This window comes from Roseovarius salis (genome assembly GCF_044472985.1).
In the GTDB taxonomy this organism is placed as follows: Bacteria; Pseudomonadota; Alphaproteobacteria; order Rhodobacterales; family Rhodobacteraceae; genus Roseovarius; species Roseovarius salis.
Map to the genome: position 1 here is coordinate 55,264 of NZ_JBISDG010000018.1, position 18,002 is coordinate 73,265.

An 18,002-nucleotide genomic window follows, 5' to 3' on the forward strand; every position below is an offset into this window, starting at 1 on the left:
GGCAATGGGGCCGCCATGGAAACGGGGGACCCGGGATACGCCCGGGAGCGCCCCCAGCTAGGAAACGACCGATGTTCAACGAAGTGAAGAAGACCATGCAGTGGGGCGAGGAAACGCTCACACTGGAAACGGGCAAGGTTGCCCGACAGGCCGATGGCTCCGTCATCGCCACCCTCGGCGAAACCAGCGTCATGGCCAACGTGACATTCGCCAAGGAAGCCAAGGAGGGGCAGGATTTCTTCCCCCTCACCGTCCACTACCAGGAAAAATACTATGCCGCGGGCAAGGTGCCCGGCGGTTTCTTCAAGCGCGAGGCGCGGCCGACGGAAAAGGAAACCCTGACCGCGCGCCTGATCGACCGGCCGATCCGGCCGCTGTTCGTGCCCGGCTTCAAGAACGAGGTGCTCGTGATGTGCACCGTTCTCAGCCATGATCTCGTCAACGATCCCGACATGGTCGCGATGATCGCGGCGTCGGCTGCGCTCACCATTTCCGGTGCGCCCTTCATGGGACCCATCGCCGGGTGCCGCGTGGGCTATGTCGATGGCGAGTACATCCTCAACCCCGATGTCGAGGACATGCACGACCTGCGCAACAAGCCCGAGCAGCGGCTGGACCTTGTCGTGGCCGGCACGCGCGATGCCGTTATGATGGTCGAATCCGAGGCCTACGAACTCAGCGAGGACGAGATGCTGGGCGCGGTGACCTTCGCGCACGAGCAGATCAAGCCCGTTGTCGACCTGATCGTCGACTTGGCAGAAGACACGGCGAAAGAGCCGTTCGAGTTCACGCCCCCGGATTATTCCGACCTGTTCGCCGCGGTGAAGACCGCGGGCGAGCAGAAGATGCGCGATGCCTACGCGATCCTGGACAAGCAGGAACGCCAGTCGGCCGTCGCGGCGGCCAAGGACGCGATCGTTGCCGCCCTGAGCGAAGAGCAACAGCAGGATGCCAATCTCGGCTCGGCGCTGAAAAAGCTCGAGTCGGAGGTTCTGCGCGGTGACGTGGTCAAATCCGGCAAGCGGATCGATGGCCGGGCGCTCGACCAGGTGCGTCCGATCGCGTCGGAAACCGGTTTCCTTCCCCGTACCCATGGCTCGGCGTTGTTCACGCGGGGCGAGACCCAGGCGCTCTGCGTGACCACGCTGGGCACCGGCGAGGACGAGCAGATCATCGACGCCTTGCACGGCAATTTCCGCTCGAACTTCCTGTTGCATTACAATTTCCCGCCCTACTCCGTTGGCGAGGCGGGGCGCGTCGGCCCGCCGGGGCGCCGCGAGATCGGTCACGGCAAGCTGGCGTGGCGGGCGCTGCAGGCGGTTCTGCCGGCTCCGACGGACTTTCCCTATACCGTGCGGATCGTCTCGGAGATCACCGAGTCCAACGGGTCCTCGTCGATGGCCACGGTCTGTGGCAGCTCGCTTTCGATGATGGATGCGGGCGTGCCGCTCAAGGCCCCGGTGGCCGGTGTGGCGATGGGGCTGGTTCTGGAGGATGACGGCGCCTACGGCGTCCTGACAGACATTCTCGGCGACGAGGACCATCTCGGCGACATGGACTTCAAGGTTGCCGGGACAGAGGACGGTATCACCTCGTTGCAGATGGACATCAAGGTTGCGGGCATCACGCCGGAGATCATGAAGACCGCGCTGGCCCAGGCCAAGGACGGCCGCATGCACATTCTCGGCGAGATGTCCAAGGCGCTGAGCGAGGCTGGCGAATTCTCTGTCCACGCGCCCCGCATCGAGACGATGACCGTGCCGCAGGACAAGATCCGCGAAGTCATCGGGTCGGGCGGCAAGGTGATCCGCGAAATCGTCGAGACGTCGGGCGCCAAGGTCGATATCAACGACGATGGCGTGATCAAGATCGCCTCTCCGAACGGCGAAGCCATTCAGAAGGCCTATGACATGATCCATTCGATCGTGGCCGAACCGGAAGAGGGGCACGTCTACAAGGGCACGGTCGTCAAGATCGTCGATTTCGGTGCCTTCGTGAACTTCTTCGGCAAGCGCGACGGCCTTGTTCATGTCAGCCAGATCGAGAACCGCCGCCTGAACCATCCCTCCGACGTTCTGGAAGAGGGCCAGGAGGTCTGGGTCAAGCTGCTCGGTTTCGACGACCGCGGCAAGGTGCGGTTGTCGATGAAGGTGGTCGACCAGGAGACCGGCGAAGAGATCAAGAAAGAGGAAAAGGCGGACGGCTGAGCGCGCCGCCATTTCGCGAAAAGAGGCCCCGGCGGAGACGCCGGGGCCTTTTTGTCAGGCCGGTGTCCTTGCGGCATCCAGGATCATGTCCGCCGCCTTCTCGGCGATCATGATGGTGGGCGCATTGGTGTTGCCACTGGTGATCGTGGGCATGATCGACGCGTCGACCACGCGCAGCCCCGCGACCCCGCGCAGGCGCAGCTCGGGGTCGAGCGGGGCCTCCTCGGCCGCGCCCATCTGCACCGTGCCGACCGGGTGAAAGATGGTCGTGCCGATGTCCCCTGCCGCTTTCGTCAGCTCTGCGTCGGTTTGTGCTCCGTCTCCGGGCTTGAGTTCCGTCGGCGCGTAGCGTTGCATCGGTGGCTGCGCCATTATATGCCGCGTCAGCCGAATGGATGCCGCCGCCACCTGCCTGTCGCCCTCGGTCGCTAGGTAGTTCGGCGCGATTTGCGGGGCCGTCATCGGGTCGGGCGACGTGATCATGACCTCGCCGCGCGACTCTGGCCGCAGGTTGCAGACGCTGGCGGTGAGTGCTGGAAAGTCGTGGAGCGGCTCGCCGAAGGCGTCGAGCGAGAGCGGCTGAACATGATATTCCAGATCCGGCGTCTCCAGCCCCCGCCGCGACCGGGCAAACGCCCCGAGCTGGCTGGGCGCCATGGCCATCGGGCCGGACCGCCTGAGTGCATATTCCATCGCGATGGTCATCTTTCCCCAAAGGGAATTCGCCATGGTGTTGAGCGTCTTGGCCCCTGAAAGACGCCACGCGCAGCGCAATTGCAGATGGTCCTGGAGGTTGCCGCCGATGGCGGGAATGTCGCGCTGCACCGTGATCCCGTGCGCCTGCAATACTTCGCCCGGCCCAAGCCCCGACAACTGCAAGATCTGCGGGCTGCCGATGGCGCCGGCCGAGAGGATCACCTCACCGCGCGCCCGGGCCGTTACGGTTTCGCCATTTTGCGAATACGCGACCCCCACGGCGCGGCCGTTCTCGATGATGACGCGCCGCGTATGGGCCCCCGTCTCGACCCGTAGGCCGTGACCGGTGTTTGCCCGCAGGAATGCCTTGGCGGTATTGATCCGCCAGCCGTTTCGCTGGTTGACCTTGAAATAGCCCACGCCCTCGTTGTTGCCTGTGTTGAAGTCGTCGGTCGCGGGCACGCCGGCCGCCACGGCTGCATCGCGCCAATGATCCAGCACGTCCCAATGCAGGCGCATGTCCTCGACCCGCCATTCGCCTCCGGTGCCGTGATAATCCGATGGGCCGTCGACGTAATCCTCCGACTTTCTGAAATAGGGCAGGACATCGTCCCACCCCCAGCCGGGCAGGCCCATCTGCCGCCACCCGTCGTAATCCGCGGCTTGGCCGCGCATATAGATCATGCCGTTGATCGAGCTGCAGCCGCCGAGCAGCTTGCCGCGCGGATAGAGCAGGGACCGTCCGTTGAGCCCCGGTTCCGGTGCCGTGCGGAAACACCAATCCGTGCGCGGGTTGCCGATGCAATAGAGGTAACCGACCGGGATATGCACCCAGTGGTAGTTGTCCCGGCCCCCGGCCTCTAGCAGCAGGACACTGTGCCCGGCGCGGCTCAGGCGGTTGGCCAGCACGCATCCAGCGCTGCCGGCACCGACGATGACATAGTCGAATTCCATCCCCGCATGGTTGCCAAACCGCCCGAGATTGGCAAGCGTTCAGAGCGGCAGCGCCGTGGTGTCCGACACGGTCCGCAGGGCAAAACTCGACTGCATCTTGGCCACGCCGGGCAGGCGGGCCAGATGCTGGCGGTGAATACGTGCGAAATCCTCGGTGCTTTCGGCAACCACCTTGAGGATGTAGTCGGCCGCGCCCGCCGTGTGATGGCATTCCAGCACGTCGGGGATGCGCCCCACCGCCCTCTCGAAGGCCTCCAGCACCTCGTCGGCCTGGGTCGACAGGGTGATCTCGACGAAGATCGTGGCCGACATGCCCAGCTTGCGCGCGTCAAGCAGGGCCACATAGCCCCGGATGTAGCCCTCGCTTTCAAGCCGCCCCACCCGGCGATGGCAGGCGCTGGCAGACAGGTTCACTTCTTCGGCAAGGTCGGCATTGGAAATCCGCCCCCGGCGCTGAAGCACGGACAAGAGACGGCGATCGGTTGTGTCGAGGGACATGGCGGCAAAAGTGTTCGCAGTTACGGATAATATTTCGAAGAATATTGCGGGTCTTGTCAACAGCGGCGCAAAGAATTCAACCCGATTGCAGCGTGATTGCGACATCTTGGTGGAAACCGCGGAGGGAGGAGACCGCCATGAAAATCGGATGCCCGACAGAGATCAAGCCACAGGAATTCCGCGTCGGCCTGACGCCGAACGCCGTGCGCGAGGCCGTTGCCCACGGTCACGACGTCGTCGTCCAGGCAGGCGCAGGAAAGGGGGCCGGGTTTGTCGATGCCGATTACGAGGCCGCCGGTGCGGCCATGATCGGCACGGCCGAGGAAATCTTCGCGACCGCCGACATGATCGTGAAGGTGAAGGAACCGCAGGCGATGGAGCGCAAGATGCTGCGCGAGGGGCAGCTGCTGTTTACTTACCTGCATCTCGCCCCCGATCCCGAGCAGACGCGGGACTTGCTGGAGGCGGGCTGCACGGCCATCGCCTATGAAACCGTAACGGACGATCGCGGCGGCCTGCCGCTGCTCGCGCCGATGTCCGAGGTGGCGGGACGGCTCGCGCCGCAGATGGGGGCGTGGACCCTGCAGAAGGCCAATGGCGGGCGCGGCGTTCTGATGGGCGGCGTGCCCGGCGTCGGACCCGCGCATGTGCTGGTGATCGGCGGCGGCGTGGTCGGCACCCATGCAGCGCGCATCGCCGCGGGCATGGGCGCGGACGTGACCGTGCTCGACCGGTCGCTGCCGCGCCTGCGTTATCTTGACGACGTGTTCGGTCACCTGTTCAACACCGGCTATTCCTCTGCCGGCTTGCTGGCAGAGCATCTCGCGCAGGCCGACATGGTGGTCGGGGCGGTTCTGATCCCCGGCGCCGAGGCGCCCAAGCTGGTGCGGCGCGACCAGTTCCCCGACATGAAACCCGGCGCTGTGCTTGTCGACGTGGCGATCGACCAGGGCGGCTGTTTCGAGACCTCGCGCCCGACCACTCATGCGGACCCGATCTATGACGTTGACGGGATCATGCACTACTGCGTGGCCAACATGCCGGGCGCGGTGGCGCGCACCTCGACCATCGCGCTGGGCAACGCGACGATGCCTTTCATGCTGGCGCTGGCGGACAAGGGCTGGCGCCAGGCCTGTGCCGATGACCCGCATCTGCTTAATGGCCTGAACGTCCATGCCGGGCAGCTGACCTACTATGCGGTGGGAAAGGCGCTGGGCATCGACGTGATCTCGCCGCAGAAGGTTGTGAAGGGCTGACGCTCATCAGCCCTGTCGGGCTTTTTCGCGAAGAATGCCGCGCGGTGTGACGGGCGCCGGTATCAACGGTCGATATCGGCGCCGCCCTCTTCGGTGCGACGGGCGATGAAGGCCTCAATCTCGTCCAGCCGGGCCGGGTCCATCGGCGGCGGCTCATGGGCCGCCACCCTGTCGAAGAAGATGCGGTGCGCACGCTGCGCCGTATCCACCCCGCCGCGCTCGGTATAGGTTTCGTAGTTCGACCAGTCGGAGACGAGCGGGGAGTAGAATGCCGTCTCGTACCTGTCGAGCGTGTGCTGCGTGCCGAAGAAATGGCCCCCATGGCCGACCTCGTCCACCGCCCCGACGCCGAGCGAATCCTCGTTCACCTCGACGGGCTTGAACAACTCGGCGAACATCTGGAGCATCTCGATGTCGATCACGAACTTCTCGGCCGAGGCGGTCAGCCCGCCCTCCAGCCAGCCGGCCCCGTGCAACAGCATGTTGGTGCCGCCCATCAGGGCACCCCACATCGACATCTGCGTTTCGTAGGCCGCTTGCGCGTCTGGCGCGTTGGCCGCCGTCACGCCGGAGGATCGCAGCGGCAGGCCATAACGCCGCGCGAGCTGACCCGAGCCGAAGGCAGCCTTGACGTATTCCGGTGTGCCAAAGGCCGGGGCGCCCGTCCGCATGTCCACGTTGGAGGTAAAGCTACCATACACCACGGGAGCGCCGGGCCGCGAGATCTGGGAAAGCCCGATCCCGGCCAGCACTTCTGCGTTCTGCTGCGCAAGCGCGCCGGGCAAGGTAACGGGGGCCATCGCGCCCGACAGGGTGAACGGGGTGAGAACCATGACCTGCCCGGCATGCGCGGCATCGATGATCCCCCGGCACATCAGCGTGTCGAGCACCAGCGGCGAGTTGGAGTTGGCCACGGCATAGCTGACCGGCGTGTTGATGAAGTCGTCGCGGCTCATCCCGTGGGCGATGCGGATCATCTCGTAGGCGTCGGCCACCGCCTGCGTGCCGCGGAAGAATACGAAGGGCACCTTGTCCGTCAACGTCAGCACCGACTTCGTCATGGCAAGGTGACGCAGGTTCGGCGCGATGTCCTGCGCCTCGACGAAGGGCCCGATCATGTGGATGACATCGAAGCTCTGCGCGACGCGGCACAGGTCGTCCAGCGCGGCGAGGGTGCCGGGCCGGCGGCCATGCGCCAGGTCGGAGAAGTTGGGGGTGCCGCCGGTGGTGCACACGCCGACATGGCGGCCGCCGATCGTGACCTCGCGACCCGCGCCACGGCCCCGCAGCGTGATCTCTGGCGGGGCTTTCGCGATCAGCTCCATCAGGACGTCGGGGTCGAAGAGGATGACTTCGTCCTCGTTTCCCTGTCGCATCCCGGCAGAAAGATATAGCGCGCGGGCCTCGGGGTTCAGCACCTTGACCCCGGTATCGCGCAGCATCCGGAGCGACGCGTCGTGAATCGCCTCGACCTCGTCGGCGCTGAATTGCTCGATCGGCGGATAGGGCCGTTCCCAACGGCGCCAGGCCGGGTCAAAACCCTGCGGCCGCGTGGCGGCCCGTTTCCCGGCGCGTCCGCGCCGGCCCCCGGTACGACCCGGTTTATTCATGTCCTGCCTCCTTTCCGAGCGCGCGGGCGCGATGGATGGCGGCGGTCTCGGGGTCGATCTCGCGCCCCGTGAAGCAGCGGAAATAGGCTTCCAGGTAGCCGAGCCGCTCTGTCATCGCCTCGTCCTCTTCGACATTGAGCGCATAGTAGCTGATTTGCGTGAAATAGATGACGCGTGCGCGGATGAAGGCCTCCGTGCGCGCATAGCCGTGTCGTTCAAACAGCGCGGCGACCGTTTCGACGCGGGCGGTGTCCTCGGCCTTGACGGTGCGGCGCAGCGCCGGGTCATGGCGCGCCCAGTCACGGACCGCGAAGTCTAGTCGCTTGTCGAAACGGCTGTGGTCGACCCAGACGGAAAACAGCGCGAGAATCCCGTCATCCAGGGTGGCGGTGTCGGCGGTGGCCCCGACCATGACGCCGGTGTTGCGGGCGCGCCATTCCTCGACCAACGCGGCAAGCAGATCCTCGCGACTGTCAAAATGCCAGTAGAAGCTGCCCCGAGTCACGCCGAGCCGCCGGGAGATCGCGGTGATCTGCACCGCCTCGATGCCGTTTTCCCTGAGCATCCCGAGCGCCGCATCGACCCAGTCAGCGGCGGCCAGCCGGGTGTGGCGATCAGGTTTCGGAGTCGGGGCGTGGGCTGTCATGCTCTTACCAAACAGGGGTGCATGGAAAGCGTACAGGGTTGTATGGTTTCTGGTCAACCATGGAATCACGATGGCAACAGCGCGCTTTCCCATGTGCCGTGGTGCCAGCGCCATGGCATGCCCAGCCGGCAGGCGGGCAACCCGCGGGCCCCGGGGAGATTGTCTTGAGGGGTCATGGAGTTTTGCCTTGACGAATATTATGTGCATACATAATAAAAGGGAGCACCGGGAAAGGAAACTTGGCGGCCATGCTGTTACAGAACGCGACCATAGCCACGATGACCGGCGATGCGCCTTATGGCCTGATCGAGCGCGGGGCGGTGTCCGTCGCCGATGGCCGCGTCCGGTGGGTCGGGCCGCAGGCCGAGCTTCCCGCCGAGATGGGCGAGGCGGGCGAGGACATGGAAGGCCGGCTGATCACGCCCGCGCCGATCGACTGTCACACCCATATCGTGTTCGGGGGCAACCGCGCGGCCGAGTTCGAGATGCGGCTGAACGGGGCAAGTTATGAAGAGGTGGCGCGCGCCGGCGGCGGGATCGTATCGACAGTGCGGGCAACGCGCGAAACCGCCGAAAGCGCCCTTTTGACCGACGCTCTGACCCGTGCCGACGCCCTGATCGCCGACGGCGTGTCCGTCATCGAGGTCAAGTCCGGCTACGGGCTCGATGTCGAGACCGAGCTCAAGATGCTGCGAGTCGCGCGCGAGATCGAGGCGGCGCGCGACGTGCGCGTGAGGACCTCTTTTCTCGGCGCCCATGCCGTGCCTGCAGAATACAAGGGGCGCAACGCGGTCTATATCGACGAGGTGTGCCTGCCCGCGCTCGAAGCGGCGGCGGAGGCCGGGCTCGTCGACGCTGTCGACGGCTTCTGCGAGGGAATCGCTTTTTCCGTCGACGAGATCGAGCCGGTCTTTCGGCGCGCGCGGGAGCTGGGCCTGCCGGTGAAGCTCCATGCGGAGCAACTCAGCAACCAGGGGGGGGCGAAACTGGCGGCAAGATACGGGGCGCTGTCGGCAGATCACGTGGAATACGCCGATGAGTCCGATGCCGAGGCGCTCGCGGGTGCGGGCAGCACGGCGGTCATCCTGCCCGGCGCTTTCTACACGCTGCGCGAAACGCAGGTTCCACCCATCGACGCCTTTCGCCGCCACGGCGTGCCCATGGCGCTCGCGACCGACTGCAACCCGGGGTCTTCGCCGCTCTCTTCTCTTTTGCTCACTATGAACATGGGCTGCACGCTGTTCCGCATGACCCCGGAGGAGGCGCTGGCCGGTGTGACATGTCATGCCGCCGCCGCACTCGGGCTGGAGGATACGGGGATGATCGCCCCCGGCAAGAGGGCGGATCTTGCTGTCTGGGACGTGGAGCAACCGGCAGAGCTGTCGTATCGCATCGGCTTCAACCCGCTACACCGGCGCATTTTCGGGGGGCGGGAATGACGACGGTTCTGACCCCGGGCGCGGCGACCCTCGCCGAGCTGGAGCGCATTTGGCGCGGGGGCTGTGCAGCCGCGCTGGATCGTGCGATCAAGCCACGGGTCGAGGCGGCGGCGGACATGGTGCGCCGAGCCGCTGAGGGGGACGAGGCCGTCTATGGGGTCAATACCGGCTTTGGCAAGCTGGCCAGCGTCAAGATCCCGGCCGACCAGACCGAGACACTGCAGCGCAACCTGGTCCTGAGCCATTGCTGCGGCGTGGGTGAGCCGCTGGACGAGGCGACGACACGCCTGATGATGGTTCTGAAGCTGCTGTCGCTCGGCCGCGGGGCCTCGGGCGTGAAGTGGCGGACCGTCATGCTCATCGAGGACATGCTGGAGCGGGGCGTCACGCCCGTGGTGCCGGCGCAAGGGTCGGTTGGCGCCTCGGGTGATCTGGCGCCGCTTGCGCACATGGCCGCGGTGATGATCGGCGAGGGCGAGGCGCGGCATGACGGGGTGCGCATGGATGGCGCCGCCGCGATGCGGGCAGCAGGGCTAAAGCCGATCGTGCTGGGGCCCAAGGAGGGACTCGCGCTTATCAACGGCACGCAGTTTTCCACCGCATGCGCCCTGGTGGGGCTGTGGGAGGCGTGGCGCAACGCCACGGGCTGTATCGTGACGGCATCGCTGTCAACGGACGCGATCATGGGGTCCACCGCGCCGCTGGTAGATGACATCCACACCCTGCGCGGCCATCGCGGCCAGGTCGCGGCGGCCCGGGCTCAGCGTACCTTGATGGATGGCAGCGAGATCCGCGAAAGCCACCGCGAAGGCGACACCCGCGTACAGGATCCGTATTGCATTCGGTGCCAGGCGCAGGTCAGCGGCGCCGCGATCGATCTGCTGCAGCGCGCGGGGGAGGCGCTGGAAATCGAGGCCAACGCGGTGACCGACAACCCGCTGGTGCTGGTGGAGGAAGGCCGCATCGTGTCGGGCGGCAATTTCCATGCCGAGCCGGTGGGGTTCGCCGCCGACCAGATCGCCATGGCCATTGCCGAACTTGGGGCCATCGCGCAGCGGCGGGTGGCGCTCATGGTCGATCCCAATCTCAGCCACGATCTGCCGCCGTTCCTGACGCCGGAGCCGGGGCTGAACTCGGGCCTTATGATCGCCGAGGTGACCACCGCCGCGCTGATGAGCGAGAACAAGCATCTCGCCACCCCCTGCACGACGGACTCCACGCCGACATCCGCCAACCAGGAAGATCACGTCAGCATGGCCGCCCACGCGGCGCGGCGGCTGGCCCGAATGAACGCCAACCTGTCCACGATCCTCGGGGTGGAGGCGATCTGCGCTGCGCAGGGTATAGAGTTCCGCGCGCCGCTGAGGACCAGCGAACCGCTCAGGCGCGTGTTGGCCTGCCTGCGCGCGGCGGTGCCCGCCGTCGGGGCGGACCGCTACCTCGCCCCGGATCTTGCGAGGGCTGCGACGCTGATCCGCGAAGGTGAAATCGTCGCGGCAGCCGGGCTCGACATGACGCTGGGAGAGACATGATGGAGCCTGTGGAGGTGATACGGGGCGATGGCCCCATCGTTCTGGGCATGCCGCACACGGGGACATGGCTCCCCCAGGACGTGCGCCGCAATCTCAATGAGCGTGGCCGCGCGCTGGCCGACACCGACTGGAACATTCACAAGCTCTATGACGGGCTTCTGGCCGGGGTGACGGTCGTGCGGGCCACCTTCCACCGCTACCTGATCGATGCCAACCGCGACCCGTCCGGCGCGTCGCTTTACCCCGGGCAGAACACGACCGGGCTCGTGCCGCTGACGGATTTCGAGGGCCACGAGATATGGAATACGCCGCCCACGGATGCCGATATCGACGATCGGAAACAGGCGTTCCACGCGCCCTACCACGCGGCGCTGCATGACGAGTTGTCGCGCGTGCGCTACCTGCATGGCGTGGCCGTTCTGTATGACTGCCACTCCATACGCTCGCGCATCCCGTTCCTGTTCGAAGGCACGTTGCCCGATTTCAACATCGGGACCGATAATGGCAAGACCTGCGCGCGGGAGGTGGCCGAGACGGTCGAGGAGGTATGCCGGGCGGCCGAGGCCTATGGCACGGTGGTGAACGGCCGGTTCACGGGTGGCTGGACCACGCGGCATTACGGCAGGCCGGACGAGGGGTGGCACGCGATCCAGATGGAACTGGCGCAGAGCACCTACATGGAGCAAGCGCCGCCCTGGCCCTACCTGCACGACCGCGCCGACGCCATCCGGCCGCATCTTGCCGAGATTCTGGCGCGGCTCGACGCGCTGGCCCGCAGCGGCGCGATTGCATGAGCCGGACGGGGCGCGGCCGCGCGACGGCCACCCGCCCCGTGCCGACCGTTCAGGAGACAAAGCAATGACCAATACCCGCCACAACGTCCGCGACATCTATCCCGACACCGGCACCGAGATCAGCGCCAGGAGCTGGGTGACCGAGGCCCCGATGCGGATGATGATGAACAACCTGCACCCCGACGTGGCCGAGAACCCGCACGAGCTGGTCGTGTATGGCGGCATCGGGCGTGCCGCCCGGACGTGGGAGGATTTCGACCGCATCGTGGGCACGCTGAAGGGGCTGGAGGCGGACGAGACGCTGCTGGTGCAGTCGGGCAAGCCGGTGGGCGTGTTCCGGACGCACACCGATGCGCCGCGTGTTCTGATCGCCAACTCCAACCTCGTGCCGCACTGGGCCAACTGGGACCATTTCAGCGAGCTGGATAAGAAAGGCCTGATGATGTACGGTCAGATGACGGCCGGCAGCTGGATCTATATCGGCAGCCAGGGCATCGTGCAGGGCACCTACGAAACCTTCGCCGAGGCCGGACGGCAGCATTACGACGGCAACCTCAAGGGCCGGTGGATCCTCACGGGGGGCTTGGGCGGCATGGGGGGCGCGCAGCCGCTCGCGGCGGTGTTCGCCGGGGCCTGCTGCCTTGCCGTGGAATGTGACGAGAGCCGCGCCGAGTTCCGCAAGCGGACCCGTTACGTCGACGAGATCACGCACGATCTGGACGAGGCGCTGGAGATGATCCACCGCTGGACCGGGGCGGGCGAGGCCAAGTCGGTGGCGCTCATCGGCAATGCGGCCGACGTATTCCACGAACTGGCCGAACGCGGCGTGCACCCTGACATCGTCACTGATCAGACCAGTGCACACGATCCGCTGCATGGCTACCTGCCGCAGGGCTGGAGCGTGGGCGAATGGCGCGCGAAACAGGAAAGCGACCCGAAGGCGGTGCAAAAGGCCGCCCGCGCCAGCATGCGCGTGCATGTGCAGGCCATGGTCGATTTCTGGAACGCCGGTGTGCCGACGCTGGACTACGGTAACAACATCCGGCAGGTCGCGCTGGAGGAGGGTCTGGAAAACGCCTTTGCCTTTCCCGGTTTCGTGCCAGCCTATATCCGCCCGCTCTTCTGCCGCGGCGTCGGCCCGTTCCGTTGGTGCGCGCTGTCGGGGGATCCCGAGGATATCTATCGCACCGATGCCAAGATGAAGGAGCTTTTCCCAGACCATGCAGACCTGCATCGCTGGCTCGACATGGCGCGGGAGCGGATCTCCTTCCAGGGCCTGCCGGCGCGGATCTGCTGGATCGGGCTGGGCGAGCGGCACCGCGCGGGGCTGGCGTTCAACGAGATGGTGCGCAATGGCGAGTTGAAGGCGCCGGTGGTGATCGGGCGTGACCACCTCGACAGCGGCTCGGTCGCCAGCCCCAACCGCGAGACCGAGGCGATGAAGGACGGATCAGACGCGGTTTCCGACTGGCCGCTGCTGAACGCGCTGCTGAACACCGCCAGCGGCGCGACATGGGTCAGCCTGCACCACGGCGGGGGGGTCGGCATGGGCTTTTCCCAGCATTCGGGCATGGTGATCTGCTGTGACGGGTCCTCGGACGCCGACCGGCGCATCGAGCGGGTGCTGTGGAACGATCCCGCGACCGGCGTGATGCGCCATGCCGATGCGGGGTACGACATCGCCATCGATTGTGCGAAGGAGCACGGCTTGAAACTGCCGGGAATTCTGGGGTGAGTCACGGCGCGTGGCGTCAGGCGCCGGCTGGAGGATGCATGAATCTTGAGCGATTCACGGAGGCGCAGGCGCGCATCTGGCCCGCCCCGCTGAAGGAGATCCGGGCGGGCCGGAAAGAAAGCCACTGGATGTGGTTCGTTTTCCCGCAGCTCAGGGGGCTGGGGCGCTCCGCCACCGCACAGCGTTACGGGCTCGCCGATCTGGACGAGGCGAAGGCATACCTTGGCCACGAGATACTGGGGCCGCGGCTGATCGCGATCGGCCGGGCCATGATGGCACATGAAGGCAGCGCGCCCGAGTCGATCCTGGGCGCGGTCGACGCGATGAAACTGCGATCATCCGCGACGCTTTTCCGGGCGGCCGGCGGCGACAGGGTGTTCGACGACCTTTTGACAGCGTTTTACAGTGGCGTGGCGTGCCCGCTTACCGAAAACCTGTTGCGCGAAGAGGGCGACGGGCGGCGTCGCCCCCAAAACGACCAGGGCTGATCCATTCAATCCAAAGGAGGAGGATGACATGAAGAGACGCGATTTCATCAAGGCGGGCGCCGTGGGCACCGCGGCAACCACGCTGGCGGCACCGGCGGTGGCGCAGGATGTCCGGCAATGGACGATGGTCACCGCGTGGCCCAAGAACCTGCCGGGGCCGGGTGTTGCGGCCCAGACGCTGGCCGACCGGATAACAACCCTGTCCGGCGGACGTCTGGAGGTGAAACTCTACGCCGCGGGCGAGATCGTGCCGGGCCCCGGCGTGTTCGACGCCGTGTCCGAGGGCACGGCGGATCTCTACCATGCCGTGCCGGCCTACTGGGGGTCGAAATCCAAGGGCATACTGCTGTTCGGCTCGCAGCCCTTCGGGCTGCGTGCGGACGAACAGGTCGGCTGGATGGTCCATGGCGGCGGGCAGGATCTCTATGACGAGATGTATGGCCGCTTCAACATCAAGCCCTTCCTTTGCGGGAACTCCGGCCCGCAATGGTTCGGGTGGTTCCGCGAGGAGATTGCCTCGGTCGACGACCTCAAGGGCATGAAATACCGCTCCACGGGTCTGGCCAGCGAGATGTGTTCAGAGCTCGGCATGGCCGTTCAGGCGATGTCGGGTCCCGCGATGTTCCAGGCGCTGCAGTCGGGCGCGCTGGACGCGGGGGAGTTCATCGGGCCTTGGACCGATTCGGCGCTCGGCTATCACCAGATCGCCAAGAACTATTACTGGCCCGGTATCGGCGAGCCAAGCTCGGCCGAGGAATGCGGCGTCAATCTCGAGGCTTACGAGGCGCTGCCCGACGACCTCAAGAGCGTGGTGGCAACGGCTTGCTCCAGCCTCTACAACGATGTCTGGACAGAGTACGAGACCAAGCACGCCCGCGCGCTGCGCCAGTTGGTCGAGAACGAGGGGGTCATGCCGAGGCGTCTGCCCGAAAGCGTGGTCACCGAGATGGGCAAGGCCGCGGAGACGGTGATCGGCGGGCTGCGCGAGGACGAGGACGAGCTCGTGCGGCGCATCGCCGAGAGCTTCGTCTCCTATCGCGACCTCGTGGGTGGTTACATGACGTATGCCGACAACGGGCAAATGAACGCCCGCGCCACCGTGCACGGCTACTAGGGGCCGGCGTCTCCATCCGCCCCGGCAACCGGACCGGGGCGGACATGGACAGGGAGACAGGAAATGGAACGCCTTGCCGACAGTCTGGACCGGATCAACCTCGTGGTGGGCATGGCGGTGCGCTGGTTGGCCCTTGCGATGGTTCTGGTCCAGTTCGGCATCGTCGTGCTGCGCTATGTCTACGGCGTCAGCTGGATTTCGCTGAACGAAAGCGTGCTTTACATGCATGCCACGCTGTTCATGCTGGGCGCGGGTTATACCCTGCTGATCGACGGCCACGTGCGCGTCGACATCTTCCAGTCGAAGGCGGGCGACCGCGGCAAGGCGTGGATCGACCTCGCCGGTCATTGCGTGCTGCTGCTGCCGTCGATGCTGGCGCTGATCTACTGGTCGTGGCCATCGGTACGCAACGCCTGGGCGATACTGGAGGGGCCAATCTCGGTCGGGGGCATCCCGGCGGTGTTCCTGCTGAAATCGCTGATCCCCGCCTTCTGTGTCCTGCTGGTCATACAGTCGCTGGCCTGCATGATGCGCAATCTCGTGAAACTGCGGGCGGGCCGGGCATGATCTCGGGGTATCTGGACCTGTTGATGTTCGGCGGGCTGATGCTGGCGATCCTGTCGGGGTTTCCCGTGTCCTTCGCCATCGCCGGAACGGCGATCCTGTTCGCGTATCTCGGCTGGGCCACGGGGGCAATGCAGCCCAGCCTTCTGGGCGCGCTCGGCCAGCGCGTTTTCGGCGTGCTGACGAACGACGTTCTGATCGCCATTCCGCTTTTCGTGATGATGGGGGTGGTGTTGGAGCGGTCGCGCATCGCCGAGGATCTGCTCGACACCATGGGGCGGCTGTTCGGGCAGCTTCGCGGGGGGCTGGGTATCTCGGTGATCCTTGTGGGTGCACTGCTTGCGGCATCGACCGGCATCGTGGGTGCGACGGTGATCGCCATGGGGCTCATCGCGCTGCCCACCATGCTGCGCACCGGATATGATGCCCGGCTCGCCTCGGGGCTGGTCTGTACCGCCGGAACGCTCGGCCAGATCATCCCGCCCTCGACGTTGCTCATCATACTGTCTGACGTGATGTCATCGGCCTACCAGCAGGCGCAGTACGAACAGGGCAAGTTCACGGTCGAAACGATATCCGTGGGCCAGATATTCGCCGGTGCGCTGGTGCCGGGACTGGCGCTCGTGGCGATCTATGTCCTTTACGTTCTGGTGCGGGGCGCCATCCGGCCGGGAGACATGCCGCCCGCTCCGACCCCCGCGGGGCGCCCCGGACCGGTCGAGGTGGCGATCGCGGTCATCCCGCCGGTCGTGCTGATCGTGGCCGTGCTGGGCGCGATCCTCGGCGGGGTCGCCACCCCGACCGAGGCGGCCTCGGTCGGCGCCGTGGGGGCGATCCTGATGGCCGGGGCGCGGCAGGGGGTGAACCCCCGGCTCATCGTGGCCGGCGCGGTGGCGTTGCTGGCACTGGCCGTCGTGGCGGGGCTGGCCCCCGTTCGCCTGCAGCGCAGTGACGCGGGGGCGGCCGACTGGGTGCTTGGCGCGGTCTATGGCGCGCTGGCGCTGACCGGTCTTGCGGCCGTCATCGCGGCGCTGAGGCGCCTGCACGGCCGCGATTTGCTCGCGGGGGCCGTGACCACCACCATGACGGTGACGGCGATGATCTTTGCCACCATCCTCATGGCCTCGGTCTTTTCCCTCGTTTTCGTGGGGCTGGGCGGCGAGGATCGCGTGGCACAGATCCTCGAATCCATGCCCGGCGGGGCGACCGGGGCCCTGGTGTTCGCAATGGCGCTCATATTCGTGCTGGGGTTCTTCCTTGATTTCGTGGAGATCACGGTGATCCTGTTGCCGCTGGTGGCGCCGGTGCTGATCCTGATGGGGCACGATCCGATCTGGCTGGCGGTCCTGATCGCCATCAACCTCCAGACCTCGTTCCTCACGCCGCCGTTCGGTTTCTCGCTGTTCTACCTGCGCGGCGCGGCGCCAGCCGAGGTGACGACCGGGCAGATCTACGCCGGAGTCCTTCCGTTCATCGTGCTTCAGATTGTCGGGATTACCGTGATCTGGGCCGTGCCCGGGCTGGCGACGTGGCTTCCATCGGCGATTTTCTGACACCGGATGGCGCGCGTTGACGTCGGGCACCTGCTCGCCAACGGCTTGACGCCCGGACAAGTGCGGCATCGCGGGGCCGGTGGCAGGGACAAGGCGGTCAATGGCCTTGCGTCGCCGGCGCGACGGCACGTCGGCTGACGCGCGGACCATCGGCGCAACGTCCGGGTCGCTTAGCGGCAGCTTTACCACTCGCTCCTAGAGACGCGGCCACTTCGACCCATGGGAGCCGTATCATGACCGATCTCTCCGCGCGTCTTGACCTGCCGCTGATCAAGCCGTCGCAGGCCCAGAAACATGTCACCCACAACGAGGCGCTCCAGATGCTCGATGCGCTCGTGCAGTCCGTAGTGGAGGAGACAGGCGCGACGACGCCGCCGGCCGACCCCTTCGCCGGCCAGCTTTTTGCCCTTGGCGCGGCGCCCACCGGTGACTGGGCTGGCGAAAGCGACAAACTCGCTCTCAGGGTGACAGAGGGGTGGGTGTTTCTGACGCCACGCGAAGGCTGGCGCGTCTGGGACAGGGCCGCGGGCCGGTACAAGGTTTTCGACGGGTCGACCTGGAACGATGTCGGAATGGATCTCGACAATCTCGATGGTGTCGGGATCGCCACGGTATCGGACGCGGTCAACCGGCTTGCCGTTTCGTCCCAATCCAGCCTGTTCACGGGCGACGGGGCTGGCCATCAGGTGAAAGTGAACAAGACCGCCGCGGGGGATACTGCCACGCTCCTGTTCCAGTCGGGATATTCCGGTCGGGCCGAATTCGGGCTTGCGGGGGATGACAACCTGCACGTCAAGGTATCGCCCGACGGCAATGGCTGGCACGAGGCGGTGGTCGTGGATCGGGGCAACGGATTTGTCGGCGTCGGCGCGGCTTCGGGGGAGGCGCCGTTCGAGACCACGCATTCACAAGGGTC

General features: G+C 66.2%; 15 protein-coding genes. 11 read left to right on the top strand and 4 right to left on the bottom strand.

What is annotated here, in order from left to right; translation table 11 throughout:
- Positions 1-71 precede the first annotated feature (71 nt).
- Positions 72-2,207, top strand: coding sequence for a polyribonucleotide nucleotidyltransferase (pnp, locus tag ACH13J_RS09535; RefSeq protein WP_397543096.1), 2,136 nt, complete (start codon positions 72-74; stop codon positions 2,205-2,207).
- Positions 2,208-2,261: 54 nt separating this feature from the next.
- On the opposite strand, the gene ACH13J_RS09540 is transcribed toward pnp, so the two are convergent.
- Entirely contained in the window at positions 2,262-3,857 is a 1,596-nt protein-coding gene (locus ACH13J_RS09540; RefSeq protein ID WP_397543097.1) for a GMC family oxidoreductase N-terminal domain-containing protein, read from the bottom strand.
- Positions 3,858-3,896: 39 nt separating this feature from the next.
- Entirely contained in the window at positions 3,897-4,355 is a 459-nt protein-coding gene (locus ACH13J_RS09545; RefSeq protein ID WP_397543098.1) for an Lrp/AsnC ligand binding domain-containing protein, read from the bottom strand.
- A 137-nt stretch (positions 4,356-4,492) separates the two neighbouring features.
- Between ACH13J_RS09545 and ald the strand changes: the two genes are divergently transcribed.
- On the top strand, positions 4,493-5,611 hold the full coding sequence (gene ald, locus ACH13J_RS09550) for an alanine dehydrogenase (RefSeq protein WP_397543099.1): 1,119 nt from the start codon (positions 4,493-4,495) through the stop codon (positions 5,609-5,611).
- A gap of 62 nt (positions 5,612-5,673) precedes the next feature.
- On the opposite strand, the gene ACH13J_RS09555 is transcribed toward ald, so the two are convergent.
- Positions 5,674-7,221, bottom strand: a complete 1,548-nt coding sequence (locus ACH13J_RS09555; RefSeq protein WP_397543100.1) for a trimethylamine methyltransferase family protein — start codon at positions 7,219-7,221, stop codon at positions 5,674-5,676.
- A complete protein-coding gene (locus ACH13J_RS09560; RefSeq protein ID WP_397543101.1) occupies positions 7,214-7,867 on the bottom strand; it encodes a TetR family transcriptional regulator in 654 nt (217 codons plus the stop codon). The genes ACH13J_RS09555 and ACH13J_RS09560 overlap by 8 nt, the downstream gene beginning before the upstream one ends.
- Before the next feature lie 248 nt (positions 7,868-8,115).
- Here ACH13J_RS09560 and hutI point away from each other — a divergent pair, with 248 nt between their 5' ends.
- From hutI to ACH13J_RS09605, 9 genes are all read left to right on the top strand, one after another.
- The gene (gene hutI, locus ACH13J_RS09565) at positions 8,116-9,306 is read left to right on the top strand and encodes an imidazolonepropionase (RefSeq protein WP_397543102.1); all 1,191 of its coding nucleotides are present in this window, start codon (positions 8,116-8,118) and stop codon (positions 9,304-9,306) included.
- Entirely contained in the window at positions 9,303-10,838 is a 1,536-nt protein-coding gene (gene hutH, locus ACH13J_RS09570) for a histidine ammonia-lyase (RefSeq protein WP_397543103.1), read from the top strand. The genes hutI and hutH overlap by 4 nt, the downstream gene beginning before the upstream one ends.
- The gene (gene hutG / locus ACH13J_RS09575) at positions 10,838-11,632 is read left to right on the top strand and encodes an N-formylglutamate deformylase (RefSeq protein ID WP_397543112.1); all 795 of its coding nucleotides are present in this window, start codon (positions 10,838-10,840) and stop codon (positions 11,630-11,632) included. The genes hutH and hutG overlap by 1 nt, the downstream gene beginning before the upstream one ends.
- Before the next feature lie 64 nt (positions 11,633-11,696).
- Entirely contained in the window at positions 11,697-13,367 is a 1,671-nt protein-coding gene (gene hutU / locus ACH13J_RS09580) for a urocanate hydratase (RefSeq protein WP_397543104.1), read from the top strand.
- Positions 13,368-13,405: 38 nt separating this feature from the next.
- On the top strand, positions 13,406-13,855 hold the full coding sequence (locus ACH13J_RS09585; protein ID WP_397543105.1) for a DUF1810 domain-containing protein: 450 nt from the start codon (positions 13,406-13,408) through the stop codon (positions 13,853-13,855).
- Positions 13,856-13,883: 28 nt separating this feature from the next.
- Positions 13,884-14,969 carry a twin-arginine translocation signal domain-containing protein gene (locus ACH13J_RS09590; RefSeq protein ID WP_397543106.1) on the top strand — a complete coding sequence of 362 codons (1,086 nt, stop codon included), beginning with the start codon at positions 13,884-13,886 and terminating at the stop codon, positions 14,967-14,969.
- Positions 14,970-15,032: 63 nt separating this feature from the next.
- A complete protein-coding gene (locus ACH13J_RS09595; RefSeq protein ID WP_397543107.1) occupies positions 15,033-15,536 on the top strand; it encodes a TRAP transporter small permease subunit in 504 nt (167 codons plus the stop codon).
- On the top strand, positions 15,536-17,086 hold the full coding sequence (locus ACH13J_RS09600) for a TRAP transporter large permease subunit (protein ID WP_397543113.1): 1,551 nt from the start codon (positions 15,536-15,538) through the stop codon (positions 17,084-17,086). The genes ACH13J_RS09595 and ACH13J_RS09600 overlap by 1 nt, the downstream gene beginning before the upstream one ends.
- Before the next feature lie 233 nt (positions 17,087-17,319).
- The coding region (locus ACH13J_RS09605; RefSeq protein ID WP_397543108.1) for a DUF2793 domain-containing protein at positions 17,320-18,002 on the top strand (683 nt) is incomplete at its 3' end.

Bases quoted from the DNA above. Each gene is read 5' to 3' on its own strand.
- pnp (WP_397543096.1), top strand. From the start codon at position 72: ATGTTCAACGAAGTGAAGAAGACCATGCAGTGGGGCGAGGAAACGCTC.
- ACH13J_RS09540 (WP_397543097.1), bottom strand. From the start codon at position 3,857: ATGGAATTCGACTATGTCATCGTCGGTGCCGGCAGCGCTGGATGCGTG.
- ACH13J_RS09545 (WP_397543098.1), bottom strand. From the start codon at position 4,355: ATGTCCCTCGACACAACCGATCGCCGTCTCTTGTCCGTGCTTCAGCGC.
- ald (WP_397543099.1), top strand. From the start codon at position 4,493: ATGAAAATCGGATGCCCGACAGAGATCAAGCCACAGGAATTCCGCGTC.
- ACH13J_RS09555 (WP_397543100.1), bottom strand. From the start codon at position 7,221: ATGAATAAACCGGGTCGTACCGGGGGCCGGCGCGGACGCGCCGGGAAA.
- ACH13J_RS09560 (WP_397543101.1), bottom strand. From the start codon at position 7,867: ATGACAGCCCACGCCCCGACTCCGAAACCTGATCGCCACACCCGGCTG.
- hutI (WP_397543102.1), top strand. From the start codon at position 8,116: ATGCTGTTACAGAACGCGACCATAGCCACGATGACCGGCGATGCGCCT.
- hutH (WP_397543103.1), top strand. From the start codon at position 9,303: ATGACGACGGTTCTGACCCCGGGCGCGGCGACCCTCGCCGAGCTGGAG.
- hutG (WP_397543112.1), top strand. From the start codon at position 10,838: ATGGAGCCTGTGGAGGTGATACGGGGCGATGGCCCCATCGTTCTGGGC.
- hutU (WP_397543104.1), top strand. From the start codon at position 11,697: ATGACCAATACCCGCCACAACGTCCGCGACATCTATCCCGACACCGGC.
- ACH13J_RS09585 (WP_397543105.1), top strand. From the start codon at position 13,406: ATGAATCTTGAGCGATTCACGGAGGCGCAGGCGCGCATCTGGCCCGCC.
- ACH13J_RS09590 (WP_397543106.1), top strand. From the start codon at position 13,884: ATGAAGAGACGCGATTTCATCAAGGCGGGCGCCGTGGGCACCGCGGCA.
- ACH13J_RS09595 (WP_397543107.1), top strand. From the start codon at position 15,033: ATGGAACGCCTTGCCGACAGTCTGGACCGGATCAACCTCGTGGTGGGC.